The sequence below is a fragment of the Streptomyces sp. NPDC101151 genome (assembly GCF_044768335.1).
Lineage (GTDB): Bacteria > Actinomycetota > Actinomycetes > Streptomycetales > Streptomycetaceae > Streptomyces.
Genome location: NZ_JBIWPP010000015.1, coordinates 55,368 through 82,212, shown reverse-complemented (window position 1 = coordinate 82,212; position 26,845 = coordinate 55,368). Strand labels below are relative to the sequence as shown.

Sequence of the window (26,845 nt, the reverse complement as noted above, 5' to 3'; positions counted from 1 at the left end):
GCTCACCGCCCTACGGGGACGCATCGGGCGAGGGACCGGCGGTCGACCTTGCCGGTCGAGGTGTAGTCGAGGGCGGTTACCACCTCGATGTGTTCGGGGATCATGTATCCCGGCAGGAAGTCCCTGCAGTGGCGGGTGAGTTCCCGCGGGTTCGGCGTGGTGCCGGGCACTGCCGTCACGAACGCCACCAGTTGGTCGCCGTCCTCGGCGCCTGGGGCGATCACGCACACCGCGTCCGCGATGTCGGTCCGACCGTCCAGGACCGCCTCGATCTCACCGAGTTCGATGCGGTGGCCCTTGACCTTGACCATCGTGTCCTCGCGCCCGACGAAGACCATGAGGCCGTCGGCGCGGCGCCGGACCAGATCTCCGGTGTGGTGGAACCGGCGCCCCGCCCGCTCCACGAGGGCGGCGGCCGTCTTCTCCCCGTCGTTCCAGTACCCGCGCATGACCGATCCGCCCGTGACACACAGTTCACCGACCGCCTCGCCGGTCTCCGGCAGTGGCGTACCGTCCGGGCCGCGCAGGAAGGTGGTCGTGTAGGGGCAGGCGCGTCCGATGGGCGGGGCCGGGGGCGCGTCCTTGGCGAGGTCTTCGGGGGCCAGCCGGTGGAAGGTGCACACATTGGTCTCGGTCGGCCCGTACAGGTTGTACAGGGCACTTCCTGCAGGCAGCGCGCCGCGCAGCGCGCGCACGTGACGCGTCGGGTACTCCTCGCCGGCGAAGGCCACGACACGCAGCCGGGTGTCGGCCAGTTCGCCGGCGCGTGAGGCGTCCACCATGCGCCGCAGGGCGGTGGGCACCGAGTACCAGACCGAGACGTCCTGCTCGGCGACGAACCGGACCAGAGCCCTGCCCAGTCCCTGATGGCTCTCCGGGACCAGCGCCACGCCGCCGGCGCACGCGGCGGCACCGAAGAGGTCGAGGATCGACAGGTCGAAGTGGAACGGGGCGTGGCTGGCCAGAACGTCACGGGAAGACAGCGCGAACTCGTCGACGCCCCAGTCGACGAAGGCGCGCGCGTTTGCGTGCGTGAGCACCACGCCCTTGGGCGTGCCGGTGGAGCCGGAGGTGTACAAGAGGTAAGCGACATCGTCCGGCGCGACAGTGACTCGGACGGGCGGGGCGCCGGCGTACCGGGTGAGGGCGTCCTCCCAGGTGGCGTCCGCCGCGGTGACCGGATCTCCGGTGTCGACCTCGCCGACGGTCAGCAGCGACAGCCCGCGTGACACCTCCGGAGCGCAGGACCGCAGGGTCTGCGCCCGTTCCGATGTGGTGATCAGCCACGAGGCCCCGCTGTCGGCGAGGATGGCAGCGGCGCGCTTCGGGGGTGCGGTGGGGTCGATGGGTATGTACGCCGCTCCGCAGCGCAGGACTGCGTGGATGGCGGCGACGGCCTCGACCGACTTGTTCAGCCAGACACCGACGCGCCTGCCCCGGACGGGCTCCTGGGCGGTCAGGGCGCTGGCCGCGCAGTTGCTGATCGCGTCCAGTTCCGCATAGGTGACGCGGCGCCGCCGCTCCTTGACGGCGATGGTGTCGGGGTGGTCGCGGACCGCCGTTTCCAGCAGGGTCGTCAGTGTTGCGGCGGGTACGCCGGCTTGCTGTGTCACGTCTACCTCACTCCGAGCTTGGCGGCGACGACGTCGCGTTGCATGTCGGAGGTCCCGGAGGAGATCCGGGTCCCGAGCGCGTCGCGAAGCCTCTCCTCGATGCCGGCTTCCTGGGTGTAGCCCTGGCCGCCGAAGATCTGCATGGCGTCTTCGAAGGTGGCCACCGCGGCCTCGCTCACCTGGAGCTTCACCAGTTCGGGAAGCGGGGAGAGCGTTTGCCGCCCGCCGTCCGTGGGGCCGTGGTCCAGTTCCCAGGCCGCCGAGCGGAGCAGGCCGCGGGAGGTCTCCAGGCGCAGCCGCATGTCCACGATCCGGTTGGCCACCGATTGGAAGGATCCGATGCGCTTGCCGAACTGGCGTCGTGTCCGGGCACGGTCCGCGCACTCCTCGAGCTGGCGTTCCATGGCACCGAGCAGGGGCGCGAGCAGGAGGGTGCGTTCCCAGGCCATGACGGTCGAGAAGATCGCCGGGCCTTGCTTTTCGGCGCCGAGACGCATGTGCTCGGGCACTACGCACTCGTCGAGTACGACTTGGCCCCAGTGGCACGAGTTCAGGCCCATCTTGCGCTGCTCGGCCTCCACCCGGACGCCGGGCTGTCCGCGTTCGACGAGGAACGTGGTGACACCCGTGAAGCCCAGCCGGCTGTCGAGATTCGCGTAGACGAGGAAGAGGTCCGCTTCGGGCGCGTTGGTGATGAATCGTTTGCGCCCGGTCAGCACATAGGTGGTGCCCTTGCGGCGGGCCACGGTCCGCAGAGCGAGGGCATCGGAGCCGGACTCGGCTTCGGTAATGGCGTGGGCGCCGACCAGTCGGCCGGCGGACAGCCCCGGCAGGCAGGCCGCCTTCTGTTCCGGCGTGCCGAACCTGGCCAACGGCAGCCCGACGGCCCACATGTGCGCGCCGGCGGCGATCAGCAGCCCGATGTCCCGGCAGCCGTAGCCGAGGCCGTCGAGGGCCAGGGCGCAGTTGAGCGCTGATTGGCCGAGGCCGCCGTGTTCGCCGGGGGCGGCCAGGGCCATCACCCGCAGATCGGCCAGTGTCTGCCAGTCGCTCGCCGCGGCGCCGCCCTCGCGCAGGCGGGCGTGCAGATCGAGTTGTTCGGGGGTCCAGGCAAGGTCCATGGCCGGCCCTACCGCATCGCTGTCTGGGACAGCCTGGCCAGCGCGCGCTCGACCTCGTCCTCGGCCACGGAGTCGTCGTCCAGCAAACCCTTGAGGTAGTTCTCGTACGAGCCGAGGTCCATCAGTCCGTGCCCACTGAGGTTGAACAGGATCGTCTCGGCCTTGCCGGTCTCCCGGGCCCGTACGGCCCGGTCGATGACGTGCCGGACGGCATGGGCCGACTCCGGTGCGGGGATCACCTGTTCGGCGCGGGCGAAGGCCACTCCGGCTTCGAACACCTCGCTCTGCCCGTAGGCGACGGCGTCGATGAGCCCCTCGTGGTACATCCAGCTGATCGCGGGAGCCGCCCCGTGGTAGCGCAGTCCGCCGGCGTGGATGGGCGCGGGGATGAACGTATGGCCCAGCGTGTACATCTTCGACATGGGCGTGGTGCCCAGCGCGTCGTGGTGGTCCCACATGTACACACCGCGCGTCAGCTTGGGGCAGGACTTCGGCTCGACGGCGACCAGGCGGGTACGGCGCCCGGTGGTGATGGCGTCGCGGTGGAAGGGCATGGTGAGTCCGGCGAAATTGCTGCCGGCGCCCAGGGCCGCCACCACGGTGTCAGGGTACTCACCGAGCTTCCGCAGCTGCGCGAGAGCCTCCTGTCCGATCACCGTCTGGTGCAGCAGGACGTGGTTGTCGCCGCTGCCCGCCGAGTAGCACACGCCGTCGCCCTCGTTGGCGTACTCGTGGGCCTCGGAGCTGGCCACCGACAGACTGCCGGCACAGTCGGGGTCGTTGGCCAGGATGGACCGGCCGGCGTCGGTGGTCACACTCGGGCTGGGGATGACGCGGGCCCCGTTGAGCTCCATCATCACGCGCCGCTGTGGCTTCTGCTCGTAGCTGCACCGCACCATGAAGACGGTGCACTCCATGTCATAGGCCGTGCAGGCCATGGCCAGGGCCGTGCCCCACTGTCCGGCGCCGGTGCCGGTGACGAGCTCCCGGACGCCGGCCTTCTTGTAGTAGTAGGCCTGGGCGATGGCCGAGTTCATCTTGTGGCTGCCGGAGGGGCTCGCGGCCTCGTACTTGTAGTAGATCCGGGCGGGCGTGCCGAGGAATTTCTCCAGCCGGCGGGCCCGGACCAGCGGGGTGGGCCGCCAGTGCTCGTACTGGGCACGGACCTCGACCGGAATCTCGATGTACGGCTCGTCGCCGACGCTCTGCCGGTACATGGACAGCGGCAGCTGCGGCCGCAGGCCGTGCCTGCCGGGCTGCTGGGCCGGCTTGCGGTCCTGCGGTACATAGCCGGCGAGGTCGGCGATGACGTTGTACCAGTGAGTGGGAACCTGCTCCGCGGTGGCGGGGCATGGTTCGATGCGGGTGTTCACGGGAATCTCCTTGGAGTGGATCAGCTGCCGGCGGGCTCTCGGCCGACACCGGCCAGGGCGAGTTGGGACCGCACCAGGCCGACCAGGCTTCCCACATCGACAAGGTCTGCGGTCATCACGGCCTCATCATCGATCTCACATTCGAACCTGCGTTCCATTTCAGTGATGACGCGCAGTAGGGTCAGCGAATCCAGGCTGATGGTCGTGGAGTACAGCGAGGCCTGGTCGCGGATGTCCTCGGCCGGGAGGCCGAGGTCGAGGATGTCCACCAGGGCCTGCTTGACCTGCGTGGAGATGAAATCGGGCATGGAGGTCCCTTCAACGGACAGCCCTGCCTTCCCGAGCCGCGTAACGGGCACAGTCGTGAGAAGCGGGCAAAGTAACGAACCGACAGGTCCAGGTTGAAGGCGCAGGGGCGTGAGCCCGTTCCCCCGATCAGAGGACGGCACGGCTGACTTGGCTTCCCCCGATCAGCCCTTCCGAGCCGCGGGTGCTGTTCGCTGCCGAGACCGACGGCGGCCTGCAGCGGGACGATCCGCAACCGCTCCGCCGTCCCATGGAGTTCGAAGCCCGCCCGGTCGCCGACCGGTTCATCCCGTCCGCCCTGTGGAAGCCTTGCGCGACCCTACGAACGCGGCGTCGACCACACCACTGCATGAAAGTCCGGTCATTCCCGCGCATCGCTCATAGGGCTGGTGCAAGTGCAGGCGAGGTGAACAGGCGGACCGCGAAAGCCTTCAGGCACGGCCCGTGCCGGGGCCCCAGCCGCGACACCCTGCCGGGGGCGAGGGGCAGGGGTGAGCGCACCGACCCACAGCGGCGGCGGTCGGTGCGGTGCTCGACCCCGCACAGCCGGATCCCGGGAAGGTCGAACACCTGCCGCCTCCGGACCGAGAGCACCCCGGCGCTCACCAGGTCGGCCGCTCACGCCGCGCAGCCGACGGGCCATGTGTGTGGGTGTCGTCCGGCACCTCGACCTGCAGGAGGAGCCACTTCGCCGGCGCTGATCGGGCTTTTCGGCGATCACCAGCAGCGGCGAGACGAGTTCCCCGTCCACCGGGGCGGTGGAGAACCCGTGCCACGCGTCGGTCGACTCCCTGTCGGCGGTCTCCAGGCCGACGAAGACCGGCTCGCCCTCGGTGGTGATGCCCCAGGCGGTCAGACCGGGCCCGGCCGGACAGGCCACGCCGACAGCAGCAGGCTCGTTCCGAAGAGGCGGCGGGCGCATGACGCGCCACCGCCTCCCCACCCTTGCAGGCGAGGAGGCGGTTGTCAGACTGATGCGCGTGAGGTGACCCGAAGGCCGTACGGGGTCAGGCGAAGTCGCGCTTGGCGGCGATCTTCGACGACAGGATGCAGATGTCCGTGAAGCCCTTGGCCGCCGCCTGGTCGAAGGTGTCGCCGGTGTCGTAGGTGGCGAGGTTGAAGTCGTACAGGGACGACTGGGAGCGCCGGCCGGTGACGACCGCGCGGCCGCCGTGCAGGGTCATCCGGATGTCGCCGCAGACATGCTGGTTGGCCTCGTTGATGAAGCCGTCCAGCGCGCGCTTGAGCGGGGAGAACCACTGGCCGTCGTAGACCAGTTCGCCCCAGCGCTGCTCGACCTGCCGCTTGTAGCGGGCCAGCTCGCGCTCGACGGTGACGTTCTCCAGTTCCTGGTGGGCGGTGATCAGGGCGATCGCGCCCGGAGCCTCGTACACATCGCGGGACTTGATGCCCACCAGCCGGTCCTCGACCATGTCCATCCGGCCGATGCCCTGGGCGCCGGCGCGCTCGTTGAGCTGCTGGATCGCCTGCAGGACGGTGACGGGCTTGCCGTCGATGGCGACCGGGACGCCGCCCTCGAAGCTGATGATCACCTCGTCGGCGTCGCGCGGGGTGGCCGGGTTGGAGGTGTATTCGTAGATGTCCTCGATCGGGCCGTTCCATATGTGCTCCAGGAAGCCGCCCTCGACGGCACGCCCGAAGACGTTCTGGTCGATGGAGTACGGGGACTTCTTGGTGGTGGCGATCGGAAGCTGCTTCTCCTCGCAGAAGGCGATCGCCTTGTCCCGGGTCATCGCGTAGTCACGGACCGGCGCGATGCACTTGAGATCGGGGGCGAGGGCGACGATCCCGGCCTCGAAGCGGACCTGGTCGTTGCCCTTGCCGGTGCAGCCGTGGGCGACCGTGGTAGCGCCGTGCTTCTGGGCGGCGGCGACGAGGTGCTTGACGATCGTCGGCCGGGACAGTGCGTTGCCCAGCGGGTAACGGTCCATGTAAAGGGCGTTGGCCTTGATCGCCGGGAGGCAGTACTCGTCGGCGAACTCGTCCTTGGCGTCGGCGACCTCGGCCTCGACCGCACCGCATGCGAGGGCACGCTTGCGGATGACGTCCAGGTCCTCGCCGCCCTGGCCGACGTCGACCGCGACAGCGATGACCTCGGCGCCCGTCTCCTCAGCGATCCAGCCGATGGCGACGGAGGTGTCCAGACCGCCCGAATAGGCGAGTACGACGCGCTCGGTCACGGCATTCTCCTCACGTGCATGCGCTGATATGCATGGGTGATCGACGGCCGCCTGCGGCCGTGGGTACGGCTTCGGGCCCGGATGTACTTCTGCGCCGGTCGACGCCAGGCGGTGTGGCGGATCGGTGCAGCCGGTCTCCGCATGCCCGGCCTTTGTGCGCGCAACTGGTGACAGCGCCGCGTCGTTGGGTTCACTCACTGGGGATCCCTGCCTTCCCGAGCCGTGCATCGGGCTCAGTACTGAACTGACAGGTCCAGGGTGAAGGCGTAGGCGCGTGCGCCCGTTCCCCCGATCGGATGACGGCACGGCTGACGTCGCTTCCCCCGGAGCAAGACTGGATCTTGGGGCTCTCCCCTGCGAGGTCGTCGTCTTTCCGGCCGAGGCATGCCAGTCGACCGAGGGTCCGGGGCGGAGCATTGCTCAGAACTTGTGGATCCGTGTTCGGTGCCGCGGCGAGCGATCAGCGGCTTGTCTCCGAGGTCCCAAACCAGTCGGCGGTACTTGTCGTGGTCGTACCCGCGGTCACCCAGCACCACGTCTGGTCGGCGTCGGGGCGGCCGCGCTTGCCCCGCACCGGCGGCACGGCCTGGAGCGGTGGGATCAGCTGGGTGACGTCGTTGCGGCAGCCGCCGGTCAGCGCAGCGGGGTGCCGGTGGCGTCGGTGATCGGGTGGTGTTTGCTGCCCGTACGCCCCCCCGGTCGAGGGGCTTCATCCCGCCTTGGAGCCCCCTCCAACACTCGAATGCGGGAGTCGTCGACCGCCGCCCGGGACAAGTCCAGGGCGTTCACACTGCGGAGGTTGGCGAGGAGGACTTCATGCGGACGGGACCACACCCGGGCCTCGGTCCACTGCGGAACGTCCTCGCCGCCTGACGCGGATCCGCGCTGTGGCACATCAGCGGCCAGGCCCAAGCTCGCCACGTCGGACGGACCCTCCCGGCCACAGACACTCCCGCGGTCCGGGACGAGCACGAGGCGCCCCCTCCACATCGCGGCCCGACCTGCCTGAACCGGATGCGCGTTGTCACCGCCGCGACGGCCCCCACCCCGCAAGGCGGCTGCCACCACCGCACGGCGGCGCGCTGTTTCCACGGCCCGGGACGGCGGGCCGTGACTGGTCATGGGGACCTCCGCTGGACGTGCGCGGGACGGGCCCCGATAAGGAAGCAGCGGACGATGCCGGGAGTATCAGGCCACGTTCGCGAGCTTCTGCCGCACGACGATCGCGTTGAGCCGGACCGCGAACGGGGCAGTGTCGGTGAGACCCAGAGCCCCCACACGAGACTTGCCAAAGCCGACGGTGACGTCGGTACAGAAGGCGACGGCGTACAGGTACGCGCCGGCTTCCCTGTCCTGGAGGGCGAAGAACAGATCGCGATAGTAGCTCGTGCGGTCCGGCCCCTCTTCGTAGTACGCCAGTCCCGGTACGCCCTCCTGCGCCGCGAGACCGGTGAAGGCATCCATGAGGTCGCGCTCGACGGTGTCCCAGAACGGAGCCTGAGCCGCCTCGGGCGGGAGAGCCTGGCGGACCGCCTCCTTGAGGGAGAGCGCCATCACCAGGATCGGCGCCTCCTCCTGGAGCCCCCAGCCACGGACCATCGTGACGATGTCGCTGTCGGGAAGCATGGCGGCGGCATCCCGGATGTGGCCGAAGTCGTAGTTGACGGTGGCGGGCGCGATCGCCTCCTGGAAGGCACCCGCCAGAGCCTCCGCCTGGACAAGATGAGCCTCTCCCACCGCGGTGACTGTCCTGAAACTGGCTGCCAACTTCCCCTCCTTAAACATTTTGTTGCACTGGTGAGGCGCCAGTATGCCCTAGGGGTGCGCCAATACGACCCCGTAGGGCGCCGGTGCGGCAGTCGGCCGCGAAATGGGCAGCCGCCCAGGCAGACCACCGCGAAGAGGGCGTCAGGCCGGAGGCCGCGCAGCGCCGGTCGGCTGGCTCAAGGCCCGCGACGGCAGGGAGCCATTCCCGGTTCACGGGGCTCTGCCCTGGTGCGTTCAGGTGATGCACTGCCGAGGCAGCCTTCGAGTCCACTGCAGACGCCTCTCGGGCACCTCCTGCCCGGCCCATGTCCGGGTAAGCACTGGCCGGTGCATGACGTAAGCTGGGCGTACCGACGCGGGGTGGAGCAGCTCGGTAGCTCGCTGGGCTCATAACCCAGAGGTCGCAGGTTCAAATCCTGTCCCCGCTACCAACGCACCGGCCCCCTCGACATCCACGTCGAGGGGGCCGGAAGCATGTCGGGCGCCAGGCCTGCAGGACGAACCGCTCCACCCGCTCGATGTGACCCTCCTGCCGCACGCCGCCGAGCTGCTGCCCGGTGATCCCCGGGTGGACGACTACGGCCCGCTCCACGCGGCTGTCGCCCGGGGCAACGCCCGAACCCTCGCCCGCGACATCCACGAGCCTCTGCACGTCAAGGCGGCAGCACTGCTCCAGACACTCGTGAGACCGCCCTGCCCGGAGCACTCCGACGAGGCTTTCGCCTGGCACGCCGCAGCGGCGTACCTGGCGCCGGACGGATGCCGGCTCGACCACCCGCCGAAGGAAGCCGTCCTGCCGGCGCGCGACGCCGCCTCCGGCGCGACGGGCGTCGGGTTGATCGGCCGACAGCTCCGAGCCCGGAGCGATTCCTGAAGACCACCAACCGTGCGCGGGCCCGCTCTCGTCCTCAGCCCCGCCCGCGTCGGCATGTCCGCCGGCGAAGCATCCCGCGGTCTCGCCGGTGCGCAGACGGGCGACATCCCCGCTCGCCAGAATCCGATCGGCATGCCTACCGGGCCCCTCGGCTTCAAGGGCCCGTGACACAGCGGCGGATCAGAACGGCTTGGTGGGCAGGTACTTGCCGTCCAGGGTGATCACCGCGCGCTCCCCGCCTTCGGGGTCGGCGACCTTCTTGACGTCAAGTTTGAAGTTGATCGCGCTGATGATGCCGTCGCCGAACTGTTCGTGGATGAGGGCCTTGAGCGTGGTGCCGTAGACCTGAACGATCTCGTAGAAACGGTAGATAGTCGGGTCGGTGGGAATGCCGCCAGGAACGGAGCCGCGGGTCGGGATGCTCTGCAGCAGCACTGCCGCCTCCTCACCCAGGTCCAGCAGCTCGGCAACCGCCCTCGCGGCAGCCTCCGGCAGCGGGTGCTGCCCCAGCAGGGCGGCAGTGGTGAATGCGACCGACAGGTCGGTGACGTCGGCGATCTGCTGCCAGGACAGGTCCTTACGCGTCTTGGCCTCAACGACCGCGGCGGCCAGGGCCTGGCGAGCTGCGGGGTCGAACTGAGCGTGCACCATGAGGTGTTCCTTTCCAACGTGCCGGCCCGCACCATGGCGGGCACAGCGGAGTCGTACGGCGGGGGGATCAGACCGCCGGATGGCGGCCCGGACAAGCAGGGCAGCGCGGCTCAGGCCGCGAGGGAGGCAGAACGGCCCGTGGCCGGGTCAAGCTGGTCGACCGTGCCGGTGGGGATGTCGTAGACCCAGCCGTGCAGCGTGACGGTCTTCGCTGCCAGCGCCCGAGCGACACAGGGGTGCGTTGCCAGGTTCGCCAGCTGGGCGATCACGTTGCTCCGTACCAGATCTCCTACCCGGTCCGGCCCGGGCTCGGCACAAGCCGCACGGGCCAGGGAAGCGTCCGCGTGCCGCAGCCAACGGGCGACGGCCGGCAGGGTGGCGAGGTCATGGTCGTCGGCCAGGGCGGTCATCGCACCACAGGCCGAATGCCCGCAGACGACGATGTCCGACACGCCCAGGACATCGACTGCGTACTCGACGCTCGCCGCGACCCCTTCGGCTGCGGGGGCGTAGGCAGGCACCAGGTTTCCGGCGGTACGGATGACGAACAGCTCACCGGGCTCGCTCTGCGTGATCAGCTCAGGTATGACGCGGGCGTCGGAGCAGCTGATGAACAGTGTGGTGGGCTGGTGGGTGGTGGCGAGGTGCTGGAAGCGCGCGGCCTTGGCAGGAAAGACGCCCCGCTGGAAATGTGCGACACCCTCTACGAGGTCTTGCATGGTCACTCCCTTCTGCGAGTGCCAGCCTTGTGGGGGCTGACGAGATCCACCATGCATGAGCTGCGGCTATAGCGTCCAAGACGCTGTAGATATACGATCTATTGATTCTGTCTATACTCCACGTCATGGGCTTCGAACTCCGTCATCTGCGCTATCTGCTCGCCGTCAGCGAACACGGCAGCTTCACCCGCGCGGCCGAAGCCCTGCACATCTCCCAGCCGACCCTGTCCCAGCAGATCAAACAGTTGGAACGCGTGATCGGCGCGCAGCTGCTGGACCGCACCGGACGTGCGGTGCGGCTCACCGACTCCGGTGAGACCTACGTCCACCACGCTCGCCGCGCCCTGCAGGAGCTCTCCGCCGCCGAACGCGCCATCCACGACGTGGCCGACCTCTCCCGCGGCAACCTGCGCTTGGCGGTGACTCCCACCTTCACCGCCTACCTCATCGGCCCCGTCGCCGGACAGCTCCAGGCCCACCATCCCCGCATCAGCCTGAGCATCAAGGAGATGACGCAGGATCGCATCGAATCCGCCCTCCTCGCCGACGACCTCGACCTCGGCATCGCCTTTCGCGGTTCCCACCTTCCCGGCATCACCGCAGACGACCTGTTCACCGAAGCCCTCAGCCTCGTCGTCGGCACTCTCCACCCCTACGCCGACCGCACCGGACCGCTAGCCGTGCAAGATCTCGAGGGACGCCCCCTGGCCCTGCTCAGCAGCGACTTCGCCACCCGTAGGCACATCGACACCTACTTCGGACAGCATCAGACCGCACCGCACATCGCGGTAGAAGCCAACTCGATCAATGCCGTCACCGAAATAGTCCAGCGCACTCCCCTGGCCTCTGTGCTCCCCGAGGCCATCGCCGACGATCACCCGCATCTGCACCCCGTCCCCCTTGACCCGCCCCTGCCCAGGCGCACGGTCACTTTGCTCCGTCGATCGGGCTCCTACCAAAGCGCTGCCGCCAAAGCCTTCACCCGCCTCACACGGCAATGGGCTGCCTCCAGCGGGTACTCCACCTCACCCTGACCCGCGGGGCGCGCTTGCCCGAGAACGACTGCATGTCCGGGACGGCCCGCGGGTGAGGCCGACGAGGGCGGGAGCCACCGGCTCCTTTCGTCATGGGGTGGGACGACGGTTCCGTGGTGGTTCAGGAAATTCGGCGGCAGAGCTGTTTCGAAGTCCACCGGCCGAACCTACCGACCGGCACGATCGCTCCGATGAACGCCCGGTCGCCGTCGGTGAGTTGCTCACGCGCACAGCACTGACCTATCGGACCGACCCCACCGCCGGACTCGACCACAACCAGAGCAGGATGCGGCTCGTGGCTCGCGCCCACCCTCCCGGCGCGGGTCGCCTCCGTGCAGGTGCCGCCGTGCCGGGTCTCCACCACGTAGGACTCGATCTGCCGGCCGTGCCGAATGTTCTCGGCGGCCGGCAGTAACCCACTGGTGACCGGGGGTACGTTGAGCAGGAGGACCGAGTTGCGGCCCGCGGAACGGCGACCAAGTCGCATGAGAGTCGCGGATCTCGCCCCGGGGCTGCGACCCGCACTGCTGGAGCTGGTCCAGCCGGACGAGCGGGGTGATCCGATGTCGCCGTTGCGGTGGACGGTGAAGTCGCCCCGCACTCTCGCGCAGGAGCCGGCCCGGGCCGGGCGCAAAGTCGGTGCGGACCCTTCGTACAACGCCACGGCCCCAGGCTCAACGCTGCGCCCTCCCGCCCCACGACAACCCGTTTCTCTGGCTTTCCGCGACAGTCTGCTGCTGCACAGCGCCTGGTCCGCCTGACCGCAGAGGACGCGATCTCAAGGGCTTCAGACAGGGATACCGGTCCCCGTACCAGAGGTTTGCAGCAAGGTGCGCGCAGCGTCCTTGGCCTGGCGGGCCGGCTCGGGGGAACCGTAGATGGCTGCCGTGGTCATCGCGCCCTCGGCGAGAAGAAGGAGGTGGTCGGTAAGCCAGCTGGGCGCTTCCGCAGCAGCCACCAAGTCAGCGACGTATTGCCGGAACGCCTGCTTGTGAGCCTTCGCGATGTCGGCCACAGCGGGGGACATCGCCCCCATCTCACCAAAGGCGTTGATGAAACCGCAGCCACGGAAGTCCGGCTCGCTGAACCAGCGGTACAACCAGTCGAATACCGCCAGGACGCGCTGTGTCGGCGATTCGACGGTCTCCACATACTGGGCCAGATCACTCAGCCAACGCGCATCCCGCCGTCGCAGATACGCCTCGATCAGGGAATCCTTGGAGGGGAAGACCTGGTACAGGCGCTTCAGTGGGACGGCGGAGGCGGACCGTATCGCGTCCATGCCCACAGCCCGGATGCCCTGGCCGTAGAACAGCTCTTCGGCTGCGTCGAGAACTCGCTTCTCGGCCTCTTCGCGTTCCACTTCAGTCACACCCTCCGGGGGAACTATCGTTCTCCCACGATACCGCGCGGGCAGTCGGACCGTACGCCGTCTCGCTCTGTACTGCCCGGCCCGGCGGCTTCGGTGGAGGCGAGACGGAAACCGGCGAGGGCCTGCCGGCCGCCTGGCCCCATGCGTGTCTCGGACCACTCCGCCAGGCACTCGACGATGTCCAGCCCCCGGCCGTGTTCGTCACAGGACCCGAAGCGCTTGGGGGGGACAGGGGCGGGGCCGGCTCCGCGGTCGGCGACTTCTATGCGCACGCTCCGCTCCACCAGCGTGATGCTCACGGTCATGTCGGCGCGCCCGTGCTGGGCCGCGTTGGCCGCAAGCTCACCAACGATCAACAGGATGGAGTCCCGGTCGTCCTCGGCGACACCCCAGTGGATCAGCAGAGCCGTCGCGAAGTGTCGGACCACGCGGACCCAGCGGTCCTCGGCCGGGAGGGCGATCATGCCATGCCGGGCGATCCGAGGGTGAAGGAAGAGTGGCACGGAGGCTTGCGAGAGGATCATGGAAATGCCCCGATGAACTCCAGGCCCCTGAATGGGACCGGCTCACGTCGTGCGATTGCTTACGGGTACCCCTGGGCAACGACGCCAGAGGCCCAGCTGGGCTACAGAGAGTCATCGTTCTCTCAAGCTGCTGAACGATGACCCTCTGGGCCGCAGTCACCGAGAATGCCCCGCATCGCCAGCCGTCCTCGGCGGCGAGTCTCTACAGACCCAGGTCACTCAAGCCCGGGTGACCATCGGGTCGCCGCCCCAGGGGCCAGTGGAACAAACGTTCCGACTCCTTGATCGGCAGTTCGTTGATGCAGGCGTACCGGTGATGCATCAGCCCGTCATCATCGAATTCCCAGTTCTCGTTGCCGTAGGCACGAAACCAGTTGCCCGAGTCATCGTGGTACTCGTAGGCGAACCGCACAGCAATGCGGTCGCCGCCGGAGGCCCACAGCTCCTTGATGAGCCGGTATTCGAGCTCCCGATTCCACTTCCGGGTGAGGAAGGAGACGATCTCGTCGTAGCCGGTGGCGAACTCCGCGCGGTTTCGCCACTGAGAGTCCACGGTGTAGGCAAGGGCCACCTTTTCCGGGTCGCGGGAGTTCCAGCCGTCCTCCGCCAGTCGGACCTTCTCCACCGCGGACTCACGGGTGAACGGGGGGAACGGGCGGCGCGGTTCGTGTGTCATGTCATTTCCTTTGGTCAGGCTCAGTCCACGCCAAGAGCAACTGCCAGTTCCGCGGCGGCGCCCAGGCGGCGACGGAGCCACCACCTAGCAGAGAACGATCGTTCTCCACTTCCGGCATCTTAGCGAGAACGATGGTTCTCCCGCAAGGGTGCGGTGGTCGGAAGCCATGGTGAGACCACAGTGGGTAGTGGGTTCAGTCCGCGCAGTGAATGAGACATGGACTGCACCGCGGCCGCGTTCCCCAGGCCGCCCGAGATGACGACCCTGTCGAATCCGGGGTCCTTGCTCCCTGCGTCCTCGATGACGATGGGCGAGAAGACCGTCCGATGCGCCGGATCGATACGGGTGTACGTCACCAGGGAGACCATGACCAACCGGGCGCCGGCCCCTATGCCGAAAGACGGTGAGGTCTGGTGCCGTCATGGCAATCGCGGCTCACCTCGGTCCTGTGCGCGGCCCTCGTCGACCGGCTCGCCTTCAACGGCACCATCATCGAGACAGGCACCGACTCCTACCGGCTCGCCGGCACACGAGCACGCGTCGAACTACCCACAACGCCCGGCTGACCGGGCGCCGCTCGGACCGTGCTGGTCCCGTCGGCCTGAGGGTCAACCGGGCCAGCGGCGCTACAGCTCGCCGCTCAGCAGCGAGTACATGAACATGTCCCGGCGCTCGGTACCGACCTGCTGCCACGCCCGCAGCAGCCCCTCACGTTGGAACCCGGTCCGCTCTGCAGTGCGCACAGACGCCGCGTTCCACGGCTCCACATACCGTTCAAGCCGGGGAATCCGCAGTGCAATCCGCGCCGGTGAACGCGAAGAGGTCATGAGGAGGCAGTCCCTGCAAGTGAACGGAGCCAGGACGGCGACCGCAGGCGCGACAGGCACACCAGCGGCCGCGAAGCGGCTCTGACTCGACTGTTTCTACCCCTTCTCGTCGTTTTCCTTGAAGCAGACGACGAACCATTTTCCGGGGCCTGACTGGGTGAGCGAGCCGGTCGTGCCCGGGACGTCGGAGCACGAGAAGGTATCGACGACTCCGTCCTCGTCCATCTTCAGGACCTTGTAGTCGGCGTGCGGGTCAGTGCAATCGAGCTTCTTGGTCTTCGCTTCCTTGTCCGTGCCGATGTTCTGGAAGCAGTCACCGGCCTTGAGCGTCGCGGAGTCGTCCTTCGTGTCGTACGGGCCCAAGACGTAGAACGCCACCATGCCCACGAGGACAAGGACCAGTCCGAGGAAAATCAGGCGGTTGCGTCGTATCTGCGTCGGGGTGTACGAGGATTTCAGGCCGCCCAGGGACGGTAGTTGGGACACGGGCAGTTCCTCAGGCAGCGGGACTTGCGAAGACGACCACGAATCTAGCCCACCAGCCTGTACTCGTCGCTCGCCGCCCCTTCGGTCCTGTCCCATCAACCGCCGCCCGTGACGGCTCCCGCCCCCTCCAGGTGAGCGAGGGCCACAACTCCGGTTCGGGGTTCGGGAGCTGGAGTTGTATCTCCAGGTCCGTCAGCAGCCGTGATGGCCCTTGCCCGCCGCAGAATCAACATGCTGCAGGCCCTCATCCGGGACGGGCGCCTCTACAAAGTCACCCCGCCCCAACCTCCCGGTCAGGTTCTGCATCGAAATCGAGGCGATGAGACTTGTCCGTTCTCGGCAGACTGCAGACATGTCTACCGACGTGAGCGGGATGATCGAGTGCAGACCTCTGGCCCGGATCTGGGGCCAGGACGACGAGGACGCGGTTTGGTGCGCCGCCATCGACCTCTTCTTCCTCAACACGGGCAACGCCTATGACGCACTCGCCTGCCTCTTCGGCGTCCGGAATTCCTTCGGATTCGAGCCGCTGGCCGAAGACCGCGGCCTTCCGGACGACGCCTCGGACGGTCTGAGGGCCGCGTTCAACGCGTGGGGCGGGCCGCAGTACGCACACGGAACAACGTGGATCAGCTGGGCCGAGTTGGCCGCTGCCGACTGGGAGGAGACCGACCAGTCCGGCACGCGCAGCCGCAGCACGGTCGCCGGACCGGCGACCCACTGGGCGCCGGTCTGGGACGTGATGCGAACGCTTGGCGAACTGCACGGGCCAGAACACGTGCGACTCGTGGTCTGGTTCGACTGAAGACTGACGAGGGAATTCCCTCCCGCACCACAGGTCGACTTCCCCATCGGGAAGTCAACCTCTGCGTCCCGGTTGGCCGCCGGGCACAGGAACTGGCTTCACCGACGGCGCCGCCGGGGCCGGCCCGCACCCCTACGCCGCCTGCTGCCCGCCGGAATCCACGTCAGCGGGCGCTGCCGAGGTCGCGGTCGGCGTCGGTGCCGTGGAGCATGAGGGTGGTCTCCTCGATGCGGTGGAAGCGGCCGTCGGGGGTGAGGTCGGCGAAGACGTAGACCTCCATGACGACGGTGGTGCCGTCGGTCTTGGTGATGTGACAGGTGTGCCGGTCGGCGTACTTGGCACCGTCGTACAGCTCCTCGTGCACGTCGATGTGACCGTCGGCGACGATGCCACGCAGGTGGGCGATGTGGTCGAGGAATTCGGCGCGGTCGGCCCACTCGCCGTCCGTGCGCTGGCGGTAGTCGGGGGCGAAGTGCCGGGCGGCGGCTTCGTCCAGCGTGATGTCACGGTTGAAGAGAAGGTCGTTGAGGGCGGCCTTGATACCGGTGCGGGTCATGGGAGCGTCCTTTCAAGACGAGCGCAAGGAGGAGATGATGCGTGCGTCGCGCACGCTTCACACTTACCGTAGCACCTGATGCGTGCGCGGCGCACACGTCTGCGGGGTGTCGGGTGCCGAGCCGGCCGTCCGCAGTCTCACGGCCCGCGGGAGCACACCGGTGAACACACCGCGACGTCGCAGACGACGGCGGGGAGCGGGAGCGGTCAGGCAGGAAGAAAGGTGCGGAGGCAGGGAGGCAGGGAGGCGGTATCCGCATCGCTCAGAGGGCGCCGGCGCCCGGTCTGTAGCCGGCCCCTGGGGGCGGCGGCCTTGTGCGACCGGTTCCTTCTTGCTGGGCTTGGCTCCCCGGCGGTTCGGCGTCAGTGGGTGCCGGTGATCGGCCGGCGGTCGGAGCACAGGGAGTCCGGCTGCGCGTTCGCGGCCTGCCAGCCCTTGATCTCCACACGCGTGCCGGGCCCGATGGCGTCGTACACCTCCTTGCCGGTGTCGGGTCCGAGGGCGATGGAGCCGGAGTTGGTGTCGTGGCCGATGCTGTTGAGACCCGCGGAGCGGTCCAGCGCCCAGAACAGCAGTCGCTCGTGGTGATTGCCGTCAGTGAAGGTGACTGCCCACCGCCTCACTGCCGAAGTCTCGCCGAGGCCGGCCGGGCCAGGCATGGTCAGCGTGGGGTACTTGGCGGTGACCGTGACCCTCGTCTCGCCGATCGGGCAGACGGCCATGGGCACGTCGAGGCCGTACTTCGCGCCCTCGACAGTCAGCAGCCTGGAGTTCAGGTCGACCGTAACCCGCTGGACGGGCGCAGCGGACGGGGCGGGTCGAGGGGTGTGGGAGACGGACGTCGCGGGAGGTGTGGCCGGCTTGGTGTGGGAGTCGAAGACGCCGGTGGTGATGACGGTGAGGGCCGCTGCCGCGAGGACGGTGGTGGAGAGCGCGACGCGTCGGTTGCGGCGCCGGCGTACCGCCCGGCTTCTGACCTGCGCGCCCGAGGTCGGAACTGGTGCCGTGCCCTGTGCGGCCAGGTCGTGGAACCGGGCGGACAGCTCCGACTCGGTCAGCGGCTGCGGGGGCTGCTGCTCAGGCACAGGCTTCCTCCGTCGGGTGCGGTGCTTCGCTCACGAGGTGAGTGGCGAGTGCGGTGCGGCCGCGTGACAGGCGCGCCTTTATGGTGCCGGGAGCCGCGCCGGTCTCGGCGGCTATCTGCTCCACGCTCAGATCGCACAGGTGATGAAGCACGATCGCGGTCCGCTGGGCCTCCGGCACGCGCCGCAGAGCGGCGACCAAGGCCACATGGTCCGGGCTCGGTCCGGACACGGGCCGCGGGGCGTGGTCGCCCCGGACCAGTTGCCACCAGTGGCGCGCCCGCCGCCAGCGGCTCATCGCCAGACGGTGTGCCACCGTGCGGATCCACGCCTCGGGATCCCGGTCGCCGTTCAGGACGGACGACCGCCTGTCCCAGGCGCGTATGAATGCCTCCTGGACCACGTCCTGAGCCTCGGCGTGGTCGCCCGTCAGGGCGTACAGCTGGCCGACCAGACGCGGGTAGGCAGCCGTGTAGAAGAGGTCGAACTCGTCTTCGGTCACCTGGTGGTGCTTTCTTCTTACGGCGCGGGGCGCGTGGTGTACCGCCGCTGCGGCGGGGATCATGCGGTCGTGGTGGCGCCGGCGGCGCTGTTCTCGAGCCACTGCTTCCAGGTCAGGTTCCAGTCGCCGTAGCCGTTGCCGGGGGCGACCGTGTCCTTGTTCGCCCCGGTGACCTTGATGACGTCGCCGACCCGTACCTGGTCGTAGAAGCCCTTGGCGGTGCTGGTGGCGAGACCGACACAGCCGTGTGTGACGTTACTGTGTCCGGCCGCTGTGTCGGCATGCGGGTTCTGGTGCACGTAGGTACCGGACGTCGTCAGGTGCAGAGCCCAGTAGTAGTAGCCGTGGTAGGTGTCATTCGGGCCCATGCCCACGGTGCGGGAGTCCATGAGCACCTTGGGCTGCTTGTCCATCACGACCATCGTCCCCTTCCAGGTGTCCAGCCCCGGCTTCCCCGCGGTGATCGGGATGCGGTTCGTCTTCCCGCCGGTGTCGACGGTCATCATGTCCGTCTTCGTGTCGACAGTGGCGACCAGCGACCGGCCGATGGTGAAGTGACTCACGCCGTGCGAGCCGCGGCGGAGGGTGATCTTGATGCCCGGCTTCCAATAGGTGGTGCTGGGGCGGAAATCCACACGCTCCCCGTCCAGGAGATTCCGGTCCTTCACCCAACTCCAGGCGCCGGTCGTGCCGGACGAGGTCTGTATGCGCAGCCAACTCTCCACGGCCTTGCGCTCGGCGGTGGGGACCGGCCGGGGGAAGGTGACGGATATCGGCATGCCCACACCGACCGTGTCCCCGTCGGACATGTGCACCTGCGCCTGCGCGAGCACGGCGGGCTCCGGCACGGACGGAGCCGGGCGGGCGTTGGACGCCTTGCCCGTACCGTCCTTGTTCCCGCTCCTGGCCTTCGCGGCGACCGCGGCGGACGCCTGGGCGTCCGGTGAGTCGGCAGCCGTCCGGACGCCGGTACCCGCGTTCGCCGAGCAGCCGACGGCCGGGAGCAGAACGACACAGGCCGCGACAGCGGCTCCGAGACGGCCGGCGGTCCGACCGGCCGAACGGTTCGAGTGCATGAGGATCCCCCTGTGAGGTGTGCTTGTCGACTCCTCTACGCACGGGCTCGGCACCGGGTTGCATCGCATCGGAGCTTTTTTCCGGGAACGTCGAACCGACTCCGCCCGCACCTGATCGCCGGTCATGGCCGTGCCGGTCGCGGCCGGGTGGCGTAGTGGGTCGCGTCGCTCACGCACGGGCTTCCTCCACTTACCCGGCGTACATGCGCCAATGAAATTTCTCTCGCACCCGCCCGCTGACGCCTATCTGTCGATGCCCGGCATCGGCGAGATCACCGGCGCCCGGGTGTCGGTCGACTTCTGCGACGACCCCACCCGCTGCGCGTCCGCGAAAGCCCGCAAGAACTATGCCGGTACCAGCTCCGGAGCCTGCACCCCGCGCCGCACCGCCCGCTGCCGGAAAGGCGTGACCAAGGACATGTTCCCGCTCAACCGGGCGCCGCCTGGCAGTGCCCTCCAGGTTTCGGTCGGCAGGCTCCGAGATCATCAACTTCCGACGCAGACAAGCACGTTGAATCGCGAGGAGGTCCGGTGTGCAGGTAGCCCGCCATCCGACGTACGGGAGAGACATGAGGCGATTACCCCGCCCCTTGTCGAAGCGACGCGCGAAGTCGTCGGCGCACCCGGCGACAGGATCACACCGACGGCCGGCCGCCTGGCTCGCGGCCCTGCTGACGGTCGTCGCGCCGGCAGTCGTCGCCACTACTGGGACCCCCCAAACGTTGGCGGGTGCGGCGCCCGGCGCGTCAGACGACGTCGGCGGTGAGCGCAGGGGGCGCAAGGCGCGCCCGGCCAACGGGGATGACACCGGCCCAGGGCAGGTCCCGTCCCGGCCCGGGCGAAGCCTTCACCGGTGCGGTCCGGGCCAGCACAATCGAGGGATCAGCCGGCAGCGCTTCAGGGGGCAGGGTGGCGATCAGGGATGACGTCCGCAGGTGGTGGGCTTCTCCGGCGGCACGCGCCATGGTCTTCGTACTCCTCGCGGCGCTCGTTTTCCACGGCTTGGTCGTTTTCGCGCAGCTCAATTCACGCGACGATGCCTTCGTCGATCACGACTTTCGGTTCTGGGCAGCCATGGCAACCCTCTCCTTCGCCGTCTGGATCGCCCTGCTTGTCCGGGGCATCACGGCGATCCGGGCGTTTCCTGCATCGTGGCGGCGAGGGCGAAGGTGGTGGCTGGCGTCGCTCGCGTCGTACGCCGTTCTCATGCTGGCTGCCGGCACAATGCTCGGCGGGGTCAGCCGGGGCAACTCCTTCGAAGTGCCGATCCGTCACTTTCCGGCGCTCATCACTGTGCTCACCGCGGTCGGCGCGGCGGCCGCAGCTCCATGGGTGATCTCCGTCTGGCTGGCGCAGGAGAGCGCAAAGAAGGCAGCAGAGCAGGTGACGGCCCCGGATGGCGCGGCCGATCCCACGGCCATAGCCACCGCCGTCACCGACGTCCTGACCATGTGGCGGACGATCGAAAGGAGCGGACTCGCTCCTTCTCTGATCGTGTCGACGTCCGCCTTCAACACTGGCGCCTTGCGTCTGGCGCTGATCGGTTCGGGCGCTGTTGAGCCGGACGACTTCCCACCGGTATTTGTCCTGGGGTACGGCGCTTTCTTCGCCGCCGTCCTGGTGGCGATTCTGCTCCCCCTGGTACTCACCTGGCGGACCTGGGCGTTCGCACTCGTTGAGCGGGCACTGCCCGCTCCCGATTCGGGGCTCCTCGGTGAGGACCTGATCGCGGCCAGGACCCGGATGGAAGCACAGCTCCACATCGACGGCAGGTTCTTGAGAAACCCATTGGCGATCCTGAGCGTTCTGTCCCCCTTCGCTACCGCGCTCGTCACCACCCTGGTGCCCAGCGGAGGCTGACCAGGGACGCCATATCACGGACACGCGATATTCCCAGCGGCCGACTGACACCCCTCAGAATGGACAACCGGGCCGCTCAGTCACACCCGAAGCCGGCCAGGCGATCTGGTCGAAGAACTCGTCGAGGGCCAGTCGGAACTGCTGACCTGGGTTTCCGGAACCGCTGAAGCCCGGTCGTTCAGCGAGCCGTTGCGATGAGACGTTGCAGTGCGGTGCGTGCGGGTGGGCCCCAGGTGGGCTTGCCGCCAGGGCGGCCGCGGACGCCGGCCTCTCCGATGAGCATGCCGGCGAGGGCGCGCAGCACCGCCCAGCCGCGGGCGCGGCGCAGGGTCGCGGCGTGCGGGGTCGGCCGGTAGGCGTCATGGATGCGGTCGACGGCGCCGTCCGGCTGCAGGATCCAAGCGGCAGCGAGGTCGCAGGCCGGGTCGCCCGCGCAGAGGTCGCCGAAGTCGATCACGCCGCAGAAGGTGCGTCCGCGGTGAGGACGTTGGCCGGGTGCAGGTCGGCATGGAGCCAGAGGGCCGGACCCGTCCAGTCGGGCGCGGAGGCCGCGTCTTCCCAGACCGTGCGGACGGCGTTCGGGTCGGGAAGCAGCCCCAGCTCGGTGGCCGAGGCGAGCTGCTCGGCGAAGTGCGCGGCGCGATCGGCCAGCGGCCCCCCGCGGCCACGGCCGGCGGGTGCCCCGTCGGGAGCGCGTCGGTGAAGAGCCGTCAGGAAGGCGGCCAAGCTGTCGGCCGCGTCCGCGGCGCGCGTGGCGGGGGCCCGGTCGGCGGGCTCGCCCGGCACCCAGGTGGTGACGATCCAGGGCCGCGGAAATCGCTCGGCCGGCTCCCCGAGGCGCTGCGGAACGGGGACCGGCAGAGGTAGGTCCGGGGCGAGGGCGGACCAGCCGGGCGTGCTCCTTGCGCAGCAGCGCGTCGGCAGACTGCGTCGCCCAGGGCAGCCGGACGGCGAGGTCGTCGCCGAGTCGCCACAAATGGTTGTCCCAACCACGCGCGCCGAGACTCACAGGGTGATCGGCCAGGTCGGGGTGCTGGTCGCGCAGCACACCCCTGTTCAGGCGGCTCGGCCTGTCTGCCGGGCACGGCGAGACAAGCCCTGGAGACTATGGTGCGTGGCAGTAGGCCTCCCCACGCGGTCCGGATGTCCCGGGCAGGCTTCGGGCAGCTCCGGTTCCTCATGGTTGGGCGACAGTACTGAATTGCCTCAGCTCGCGTCTGGAACTGACCTGAAGTTTGGCAAAGGCACGTCCCAGGTGGTACTCGACTGTTTTGACGCTGATGTACAGCTCGTGTGCGATCTCGATGTTGGTCAGGCCGTCGGCGGCCAGGCGCACCACCGCCTGCTCCCGGTCTGTCAGTGCGGCGATCCGTTCCGGCCCCGCGGTCCGGATGGCTCCGGTCGGGGTGCGGGAGAGGTCGGCGTCGACGCGTTCACGGTAGGGGGCCGCGCGCAGCCGCAGGAATACGGACCGGGCCGCGTGCAGATGGTCGACCGCAGAAGGGTCGTTGTCGTCGAGCAGGAGCCGGCCCAGTGCGTGTTCCAGGCGTCCGCGCAGCAGCGGCGACTCGTCGTGTCCGTCGCTGGGGGCCAGGCCTTCCTGGTAGGCGGTGCGGGCGGCGTCGTGGTCGCGGCGTGCTTGGGCGAGCCGGCCGCGTACCCAGGCGGTGTGCGCGCGCAGGTACGGGACGGTGGCGGCGAGGTGGGCCAGTTCCGCGAGGGCGTCTTCGGCCGGCCCGGTCTGACCGGTGACAGCGAGAGCCTCCGCCTGCAGGGGGAGCCACCAGGCAGGACGCAGACGCAGCATGCCGGCGCCGCACCCGTTCAGACCCTCCAGGGCGCGGCTGAGGGCGGCGGGGTTGTTGCGGGCGCGGGCGATCTCGGCGGCTGCCATGACGGCGTAGAAGCGGTCCTGCGGCGGGTTGACGCTGTGCGCTCGGCGTTCGCACTCGCTTTGGTGCTGTTGGGCTTTGTCCCAGTGCCCGCGTCCGGCAGCCAGGATCGCGGCGATGGCCTGGCCGAGGGCGTAGCCGAAGATCTGCTGCTCGACCGCGTCGGTGTCGAGGACGATCTCGATGGTGGTGGTGGCGTCGTCCCAGTGCCCGGCCAGGTACTGGGCGAGGGCGAGGAAGTGGTTCTGGAGGGCGGCCATACCGGTCGCCCCTCCGGCTTCGGCTCGCGCGACGACCGCATTGAGGTCTTGGATGGCCGAGGCGAACTCGCCGGTGAGGGTGCGCAGCATGCCTCGCACGTAGAGCAGGGGGGTGTCCTGGTTTCCGGTTTGCGCCGCGGGGCGGTCGGCGAGCACCTCGTACGCCACGGACAGGCCGCTTGAGGGGCCTTCGCGGAAGCCTTCGGCGAGGGCGAGCAGGCACTGGGCGATCCGCAGGGTGGGGGTGTCCGGTGGGTTGAGGGCTATCGCGCGTCTGAGCGCGTGGGCGGCGCTGTCGCCTTGTGTCTGCCAGTCGTAGATGCCACCGAGGTGGATGCTGGCCCGTACCTCGCTGCCGCGGTCGCCCTCACTTTGTGCGGCCTGGACGGCGTCGAGCAGCAGGCGCTCCGCGGCGGGGAAGTCCGCTTCGGTCGCGGCGAAGCGGCCCAGGACGCACAAGCGCATCGCCGACGGCGCACAGGATTCCACGGCCGGGCGCAGCGAGGCCGCGCGGGGGAAGTCGCAGGCGTTCAGCACCTGCGTGACGGCGGTGAGCAGCCGGCGCTCGCGCCGGTCCCGGTCCGCCGACAGCTCGGAGGACCACAGCAGCAAGGTCGCGGCGCGCCCCACATGCCCGATCGCCAGGCACCGATCCGCCTCGGCCGCCAAATCCTGGGCGAGGGCTTCGTCCTCCTGATCGGCTGCGGCGACGCGGTGCCCCCAGGCCGCGGACGGCTCCACCAGTGCGATGGCCGCTTCGTGGAGGGTCCGGCGCCTCACCGGGGCCATCGCCTCATAGACGGCCTCGCGCTGCAGGGCGTGAACGATCTCGACCGGACTGGACGGGTCGCCGGGCCACCAGGTCACCAGCCCCGCGTCCAGGACCGGCCCCAGTGCGGCGGCCGCGTCGTCAAGGCCGGTGAGCTGACTGATCTGTCCCAGCGGAGTCCGGGTGTCCAGCACCGCGAGGCCCTCGACCAGCAGACGGCTGTCGGCCGGCAGCCGCTCGAGCGTGGCGCGCACGGTGTCGGCCAAGGTGGTGGGCACCGCAAGTACCCCACGCGCCTCGCTCAGCGCCTGCCAGGGGACACTGTCCAGGAGCGAGCGCAGGTAGAGCGGATGCCCGCCCGTGTGCTCCTGCAGGCGTGCCGCCGCGAACACGGGCAGTTCCCTGCCACCGCGCGAAACGGCAAGGTCACAGACCTCCGCGGCATCCAGCCCCCGCAGCCGGATCGTCTGCAGGTGAGCCGCGCCGCGGCCCACCCGCGCCGCCCGGGCACTGGCCTCCCCTGCCCCGGGCAAGGACGCCTGCCCCGGCACCCGGACGGTCAAGAGCAGGAACAATCGCTCCGACCACAGCCTCCGCACCAAGAACGCCAGCGCCTCCAACGACTCCTCGTCGGCCCACTGCGCATCGTCGATGACCACCACCAGGGGACGCTCGGCTTCGGCCAGCACACCCAGCAGACGGGCCGCCAGCTCCATCGGGCGCCGTCCCGTGCCGCGCTCCCCGGGCACGAACGCCTCGCGCGGCCACCCCGGCAAGCGCCGCACCACCTGGTCCAGGACCCCGAAGGCGAAATCCTGCTCCGACACATCACAAGCAGCCCACAAGACCTCAAAGTCCACCAGGCCTTGCGCGACATGGCGGATCAACGCGGTCTTGCCGATCCCGGCCTCCCCCTCGACCACCACCACCCACGGCGCCCCCTCGCCCACCGCCTCCGCACAGTGCAAGAGGGCGCCCACCTCGGCGCGGCGCCCCACAAAGGCATCAGCTGGACCCACGCACCCAGTAAACCCCCCTCCCTGTAGGACCTGCCAGTTCCTGCTTACCCAGGTGCGGGCCGCCGTGGCCCGGCCCGGCCCGCCCGGCCGGCCGGCGAGGTCAGGTTCCGGGGTCCGGGGTCCGGGATCAAGGTGGAGGGCGAGCATCGAGGTCTCGGCGTGCTCCTTGCCCGTGCCGGTCAGCGCGCCGTCGTTGCCGTAGTGCAAAACAGTGTTCGCACCGTTCCAGTCCTCCACGACCTGGAGCCCGCCGTGCATCTCACGCCGCGGGCCGGGACTGGCCAGGCAGCCACACGCGAAGATCGTGCGCACGGCGGGCCCGAGTTCCTCCAGAACAGACAGGGTCCGCTCACGCCAGGTACGGTCGTTCGTCGGCCTGTCCTGGTGGCGAAGGCCGGGCGGCCCTTCGTGTAAATCCTTGGGCAATGACGTGAGGAATACTCAGCATCGGCGTCGACGACGACACGACTCCTTCATATTTCCACTCCCCTCCGTGACTGAACATAAGCGCAACGCGATCAACCTGACGCGAAGTCCCCTTGAGTAGGGCTGGAGGCGGCAAAAGACTGCTGCGGTAGCAAGGCCGCGCTTGCGTCCCGGGACCCGCGGCGCAGCAGTCACGATCGCAAGGAGGAGAACGTCGATGCCCGATGCCAGCCGTCGAGACGACGCACACTCGATCACGCTGACCGACGGCACCGCCACCCGAACCCGGCAGGCGGCCCCCGCCGACCTGGTGCCGGTCCAGGAACTGCACCGCCGTTGCTCGCTGGGCAGCCGAGCCCTGCGATACCACGCGGGCAGGTCTGGGCTCTCACCTGCCGAATGGCGTCAGTTGTCCAGCCCGGAGCGCGGCACCACGCTGGTGACCGCTCCGGCCGAGCGTACGGGCCACATCATCGCCATGACCAACGTCATGCACACCGATCAGCAAGGGGTGGGGGAACTCGCGATCCTGGTCGAGGACGCGTGGCAGGCCAGGGGGCTCGGTACCGCGCTGGCCGAACATGCGGCGACCGTCGCCCGCCGAGCGGGACACTACGCGCTGGCCGCGGCGGTGGCGGTGGGCAACAAGCCGATGCTCCATGTCCTGGAGAAACTGGATGCGACGGCGGTCGACGCCGCAGGGCCCGTGCTCGACCTCCGCATCCTGCTCTAGTACTCCAGATGTAGAGCGTGATCTTCATGTATGGGATGCGGGTTGTCGCCGGTAGTGGCTTGTGTGTGATCGTGCGTGGTGTCGGCGTCGCCAGTCCGACCACCTGAGCCGGTGGGCAAGATCGGTCGGGGGACGGTGACGGCGAGGAACAGGTGCTGGATCGCGTTGCAGGTCAGCGGGATCAGGACGACGGGCTGCTGCTCGCCTGCACGCTGCCAGAGGCGGACACCGAGACGCTCGTCCGAACGGTGCATCCCGACAACCCCCGGTCACATCGGGCGGACCCCCTTCCCTCCGCAGGAAAGGGGACCCCGCCAATCA

General features: G+C 69.0%; 23 protein-coding genes, 1 tRNA gene and 4 pseudogenes. 8 read left to right on the top strand and 20 right to left on the bottom strand.

The window, feature by feature from the left end; all coding sequences use genetic code 11:
- Window positions 1-2: 2 nt before the first annotated feature.
- The 6 genes from ACIRU3_RS26055 to ACIRU3_RS26030 form a co-directional block, all read right to left on the bottom strand.
- Window positions 3-1,613, bottom strand: a complete 1,611-nt coding sequence (locus ACIRU3_RS26055; protein WP_404060633.1) for an amino acid adenylation domain-containing protein — start codon at window positions 1,611-1,613, stop codon at window positions 3-5.
- Window positions 1,614-1,615: 2 nt separating this feature from the next.
- A complete protein-coding gene (locus ACIRU3_RS26050) occupies window positions 1,616-2,734 on the bottom strand; it encodes an acyl-CoA dehydrogenase family protein (protein WP_404060630.1) in 1,119 nt (372 codons plus the stop codon).
- Window positions 2,735-2,742: 8 nt separating this feature from the next.
- The gene (locus tag ACIRU3_RS26045; protein WP_404060627.1) at window positions 2,743-4,107 is read right to left on the bottom strand and encodes a TrpB-like pyridoxal phosphate-dependent enzyme; all 1,365 of its coding nucleotides are present in this window, start codon (window positions 4,105-4,107) and stop codon (window positions 2,743-2,745) included.
- A 20-nt stretch (window positions 4,108-4,127) separates the two neighbouring features.
- Window positions 4,128-4,415, bottom strand: coding sequence for an acyl carrier protein (locus ACIRU3_RS26040; protein ID WP_404060625.1), 288 nt, complete (start codon window positions 4,413-4,415; stop codon window positions 4,128-4,130).
- Between the two features lie 1,005 nt (window positions 4,416-5,420).
- Window positions 5,421-6,614, bottom strand: coding sequence for an argininosuccinate synthase (locus ACIRU3_RS26035; protein WP_404060623.1), 1,194 nt, complete (start codon window positions 6,612-6,614; stop codon window positions 5,421-5,423).
- Between the two features lie 1,188 nt (window positions 6,615-7,802).
- A complete protein-coding gene (locus ACIRU3_RS26030; RefSeq protein WP_404060621.1) occupies window positions 7,803-8,381 on the bottom strand; it encodes a Type-2Aa cytolytic delta-endotoxin in 579 nt (192 codons plus the stop codon).
- A 354-nt stretch (window positions 8,382-8,735) separates the two neighbouring features.
- On the opposite strand from ACIRU3_RS26030, the gene ACIRU3_RS26025 reads away from it, so the two are divergent.
- Window positions 8,736-8,812: transfer RNA gene (locus ACIRU3_RS26025), tRNA-Met, on the top strand.
- 89 nt (window positions 8,813-8,901) lie between these two features.
- Window positions 8,902-9,255 (top strand): fic family toxin-antitoxin system, toxin component, encoded by a 354-nt coding sequence (locus tag ACIRU3_RS26020; protein WP_404060619.1) that lies wholly within the window; start codon window positions 8,902-8,904, stop codon window positions 9,253-9,255.
- 180 nt (window positions 9,256-9,435) lie between these two features.
- Here the strand turns inward: ACIRU3_RS26020 and cynS are convergent, their stop codons facing one another.
- Together cynS and ACIRU3_RS26010 are read right to left on the bottom strand one after the other, a co-directional pair.
- A complete protein-coding gene (cynS, locus tag ACIRU3_RS26015) occupies window positions 9,436-9,906 on the bottom strand; it encodes a cyanase (RefSeq protein WP_404060617.1) in 471 nt (156 codons plus the stop codon).
- Between the two features lie 110 nt (window positions 9,907-10,016).
- The gene (locus ACIRU3_RS26010; RefSeq protein WP_404060615.1) at window positions 10,017-10,625 is read right to left on the bottom strand and encodes a carbonic anhydrase; all 609 of its coding nucleotides are present in this window, start codon (window positions 10,623-10,625) and stop codon (window positions 10,017-10,019) included.
- Between the two features lie 125 nt (window positions 10,626-10,750).
- Here ACIRU3_RS26010 and cynR point away from each other — a divergent pair, with 125 nt between their 5' ends.
- Both cynR and ACIRU3_RS26000 read left to right on the top strand, forming a co-directional pair.
- The gene (gene cynR, locus ACIRU3_RS26005) at window positions 10,751-11,659 is read left to right on the top strand and encodes a transcriptional regulator CynR (RefSeq protein ID WP_404060613.1); all 909 of its coding nucleotides are present in this window, start codon (window positions 10,751-10,753) and stop codon (window positions 11,657-11,659) included.
- Between the two features lie 470 nt (window positions 11,660-12,129).
- Window positions 12,130-12,306 (top strand): annotated as a pseudogene (locus ACIRU3_RS26000) (ISAzo13 family transposase); the annotation flags it as partial.
- 140 nt (window positions 12,307-12,446) lie between these two features.
- On the opposite strand, the gene ACIRU3_RS25995 reads toward ACIRU3_RS26000, so the two are convergent.
- The 3 genes from ACIRU3_RS25995 to ACIRU3_RS25985 form a co-directional block, all read right to left on the bottom strand.
- Window positions 12,447-13,022, bottom strand: coding sequence for a TetR/AcrR family transcriptional regulator (locus tag ACIRU3_RS25995; protein WP_404060610.1), 576 nt, complete (start codon window positions 13,020-13,022; stop codon window positions 12,447-12,449).
- A gap of 23 nt (window positions 13,023-13,045) precedes the next feature.
- Window positions 13,046-13,495, bottom strand: coding sequence for an ATP-binding protein (locus ACIRU3_RS25990; RefSeq protein ID WP_404060607.1), 450 nt, complete (start codon window positions 13,493-13,495; stop codon window positions 13,046-13,048).
- A gap of 262 nt (window positions 13,496-13,757) precedes the next feature.
- The gene (locus ACIRU3_RS25985) at window positions 13,758-14,231 is read right to left on the bottom strand and encodes a DUF1348 family protein (protein WP_404060604.1); all 474 of its coding nucleotides are present in this window, start codon (window positions 14,229-14,231) and stop codon (window positions 13,758-13,760) included.
- Window positions 14,232-14,677: 446 nt separating this feature from the next.
- Here ACIRU3_RS25985 and ACIRU3_RS25980 point away from each other — a divergent pair.
- Window positions 14,678-14,797: pseudogene (locus tag ACIRU3_RS25980) on the top strand (AAA family ATPase); the annotation flags it as partial.
- Window positions 14,798-15,154: 357 nt separating this feature from the next.
- On the opposite strand, the gene ACIRU3_RS25975 reads toward ACIRU3_RS25980, so the two are convergent.
- Window positions 15,155-15,544, bottom strand: coding sequence for a hypothetical protein (locus tag ACIRU3_RS25975; protein WP_404060601.1), 390 nt, complete (start codon window positions 15,542-15,544; stop codon window positions 15,155-15,157).
- A 352-nt stretch (window positions 15,545-15,896) separates the two neighbouring features.
- On the opposite strand from ACIRU3_RS25975, the gene ACIRU3_RS25970 reads away from it, so the two are divergent.
- The gene (locus tag ACIRU3_RS25970; protein WP_404060599.1) at window positions 15,897-16,349 is read left to right on the top strand and encodes a hypothetical protein; all 453 of its coding nucleotides are present in this window, start codon (window positions 15,897-15,899) and stop codon (window positions 16,347-16,349) included.
- A 163-nt stretch (window positions 16,350-16,512) separates the two neighbouring features.
- On the opposite strand, the gene ACIRU3_RS25965 is transcribed toward ACIRU3_RS25970, so the two are convergent.
- The 5 genes from ACIRU3_RS25965 to ACIRU3_RS25945 form a co-directional block, all read right to left on the bottom strand.
- Window positions 16,513-16,905: a nuclear transport factor 2 family protein gene (locus ACIRU3_RS25965; RefSeq protein ID WP_404060596.1), complete on the bottom strand. Its 393-nt coding sequence runs from the start codon at window positions 16,903-16,905 to the stop codon at window positions 16,513-16,515.
- A 362-nt stretch (window positions 16,906-17,267) separates the two neighbouring features.
- Entirely contained in the window at window positions 17,268-17,990 is a 723-nt protein-coding gene (locus tag ACIRU3_RS25960) for a L,D-transpeptidase (protein ID WP_404060593.1), read from the bottom strand.
- Window positions 17,983-18,489 carry a SigE family RNA polymerase sigma factor gene (locus ACIRU3_RS25955; RefSeq protein ID WP_404060590.1) on the bottom strand — a complete coding sequence of 169 codons (507 nt, stop codon included), beginning with the start codon at window positions 18,487-18,489 and terminating at the stop codon, window positions 17,983-17,985. The genes ACIRU3_RS25960 and ACIRU3_RS25955 overlap by 8 nt, the downstream gene beginning before the upstream one ends.
- A gap of 59 nt (window positions 18,490-18,548) precedes the next feature.
- Window positions 18,549-19,565 carry a L,D-transpeptidase gene (locus ACIRU3_RS25950; RefSeq protein WP_404060587.1) on the bottom strand — a complete coding sequence of 339 codons (1,017 nt, stop codon included), beginning with the start codon at window positions 19,563-19,565 and terminating at the stop codon, window positions 18,549-18,551.
- Window positions 19,566-20,311: 746 nt separating this feature from the next.
- Window positions 20,312-20,530, bottom strand: coding sequence for a hypothetical protein (locus tag ACIRU3_RS25945; protein WP_404060585.1), 219 nt, complete (start codon window positions 20,528-20,530; stop codon window positions 20,312-20,314).
- On the opposite strand from ACIRU3_RS25945, the gene ACIRU3_RS25940 reads away from it, so the two are divergent.
- Window positions 20,529-21,425: a hypothetical protein gene (locus ACIRU3_RS25940; protein ID WP_404060583.1), complete on the top strand. Its 897-nt coding sequence runs from the start codon at window positions 20,529-20,531 to the stop codon at window positions 21,423-21,425. The two genes, ACIRU3_RS25945 and ACIRU3_RS25940, sit on opposite strands and share 2 nt — an antisense overlap.
- 178 nt (window positions 21,426-21,603) lie before the next feature.
- Here ACIRU3_RS25940 and ACIRU3_RS25935 read toward each other — a convergent pair.
- Together ACIRU3_RS25935 and ACIRU3_RS25930 are read right to left on the bottom strand one after the other, a co-directional pair.
- Window positions 21,604-22,485, bottom strand: a pseudogene (locus ACIRU3_RS25935) (phosphotransferase).
- 117 nt (window positions 22,486-22,602) lie between these two features.
- Window positions 22,603-25,791, bottom strand: coding sequence for an AAA family ATPase (locus ACIRU3_RS25930; RefSeq protein WP_404060581.1), 3,189 nt, complete (start codon window positions 25,789-25,791; stop codon window positions 22,603-22,605).
- A gap of 217 nt (window positions 25,792-26,008) precedes the next feature.
- Here ACIRU3_RS25930 and ACIRU3_RS25925 point away from each other — a divergent pair, with 217 nt between their 5' ends.
- Window positions 26,009-26,524: a GNAT family N-acetyltransferase gene (locus tag ACIRU3_RS25925; protein WP_404060578.1), complete on the top strand. Its 516-nt coding sequence runs from the start codon at window positions 26,009-26,011 to the stop codon at window positions 26,522-26,524.
- A gap of 24 nt (window positions 26,525-26,548) precedes the next feature.
- Here ACIRU3_RS25925 and ACIRU3_RS25920 read toward each other — a convergent pair.
- Window positions 26,549-26,712 (bottom strand): annotated as a pseudogene (locus ACIRU3_RS25920) (IS701 family transposase); the annotation flags it as partial.
- Window positions 26,713-26,845 lie beyond the last annotated feature (133 nt).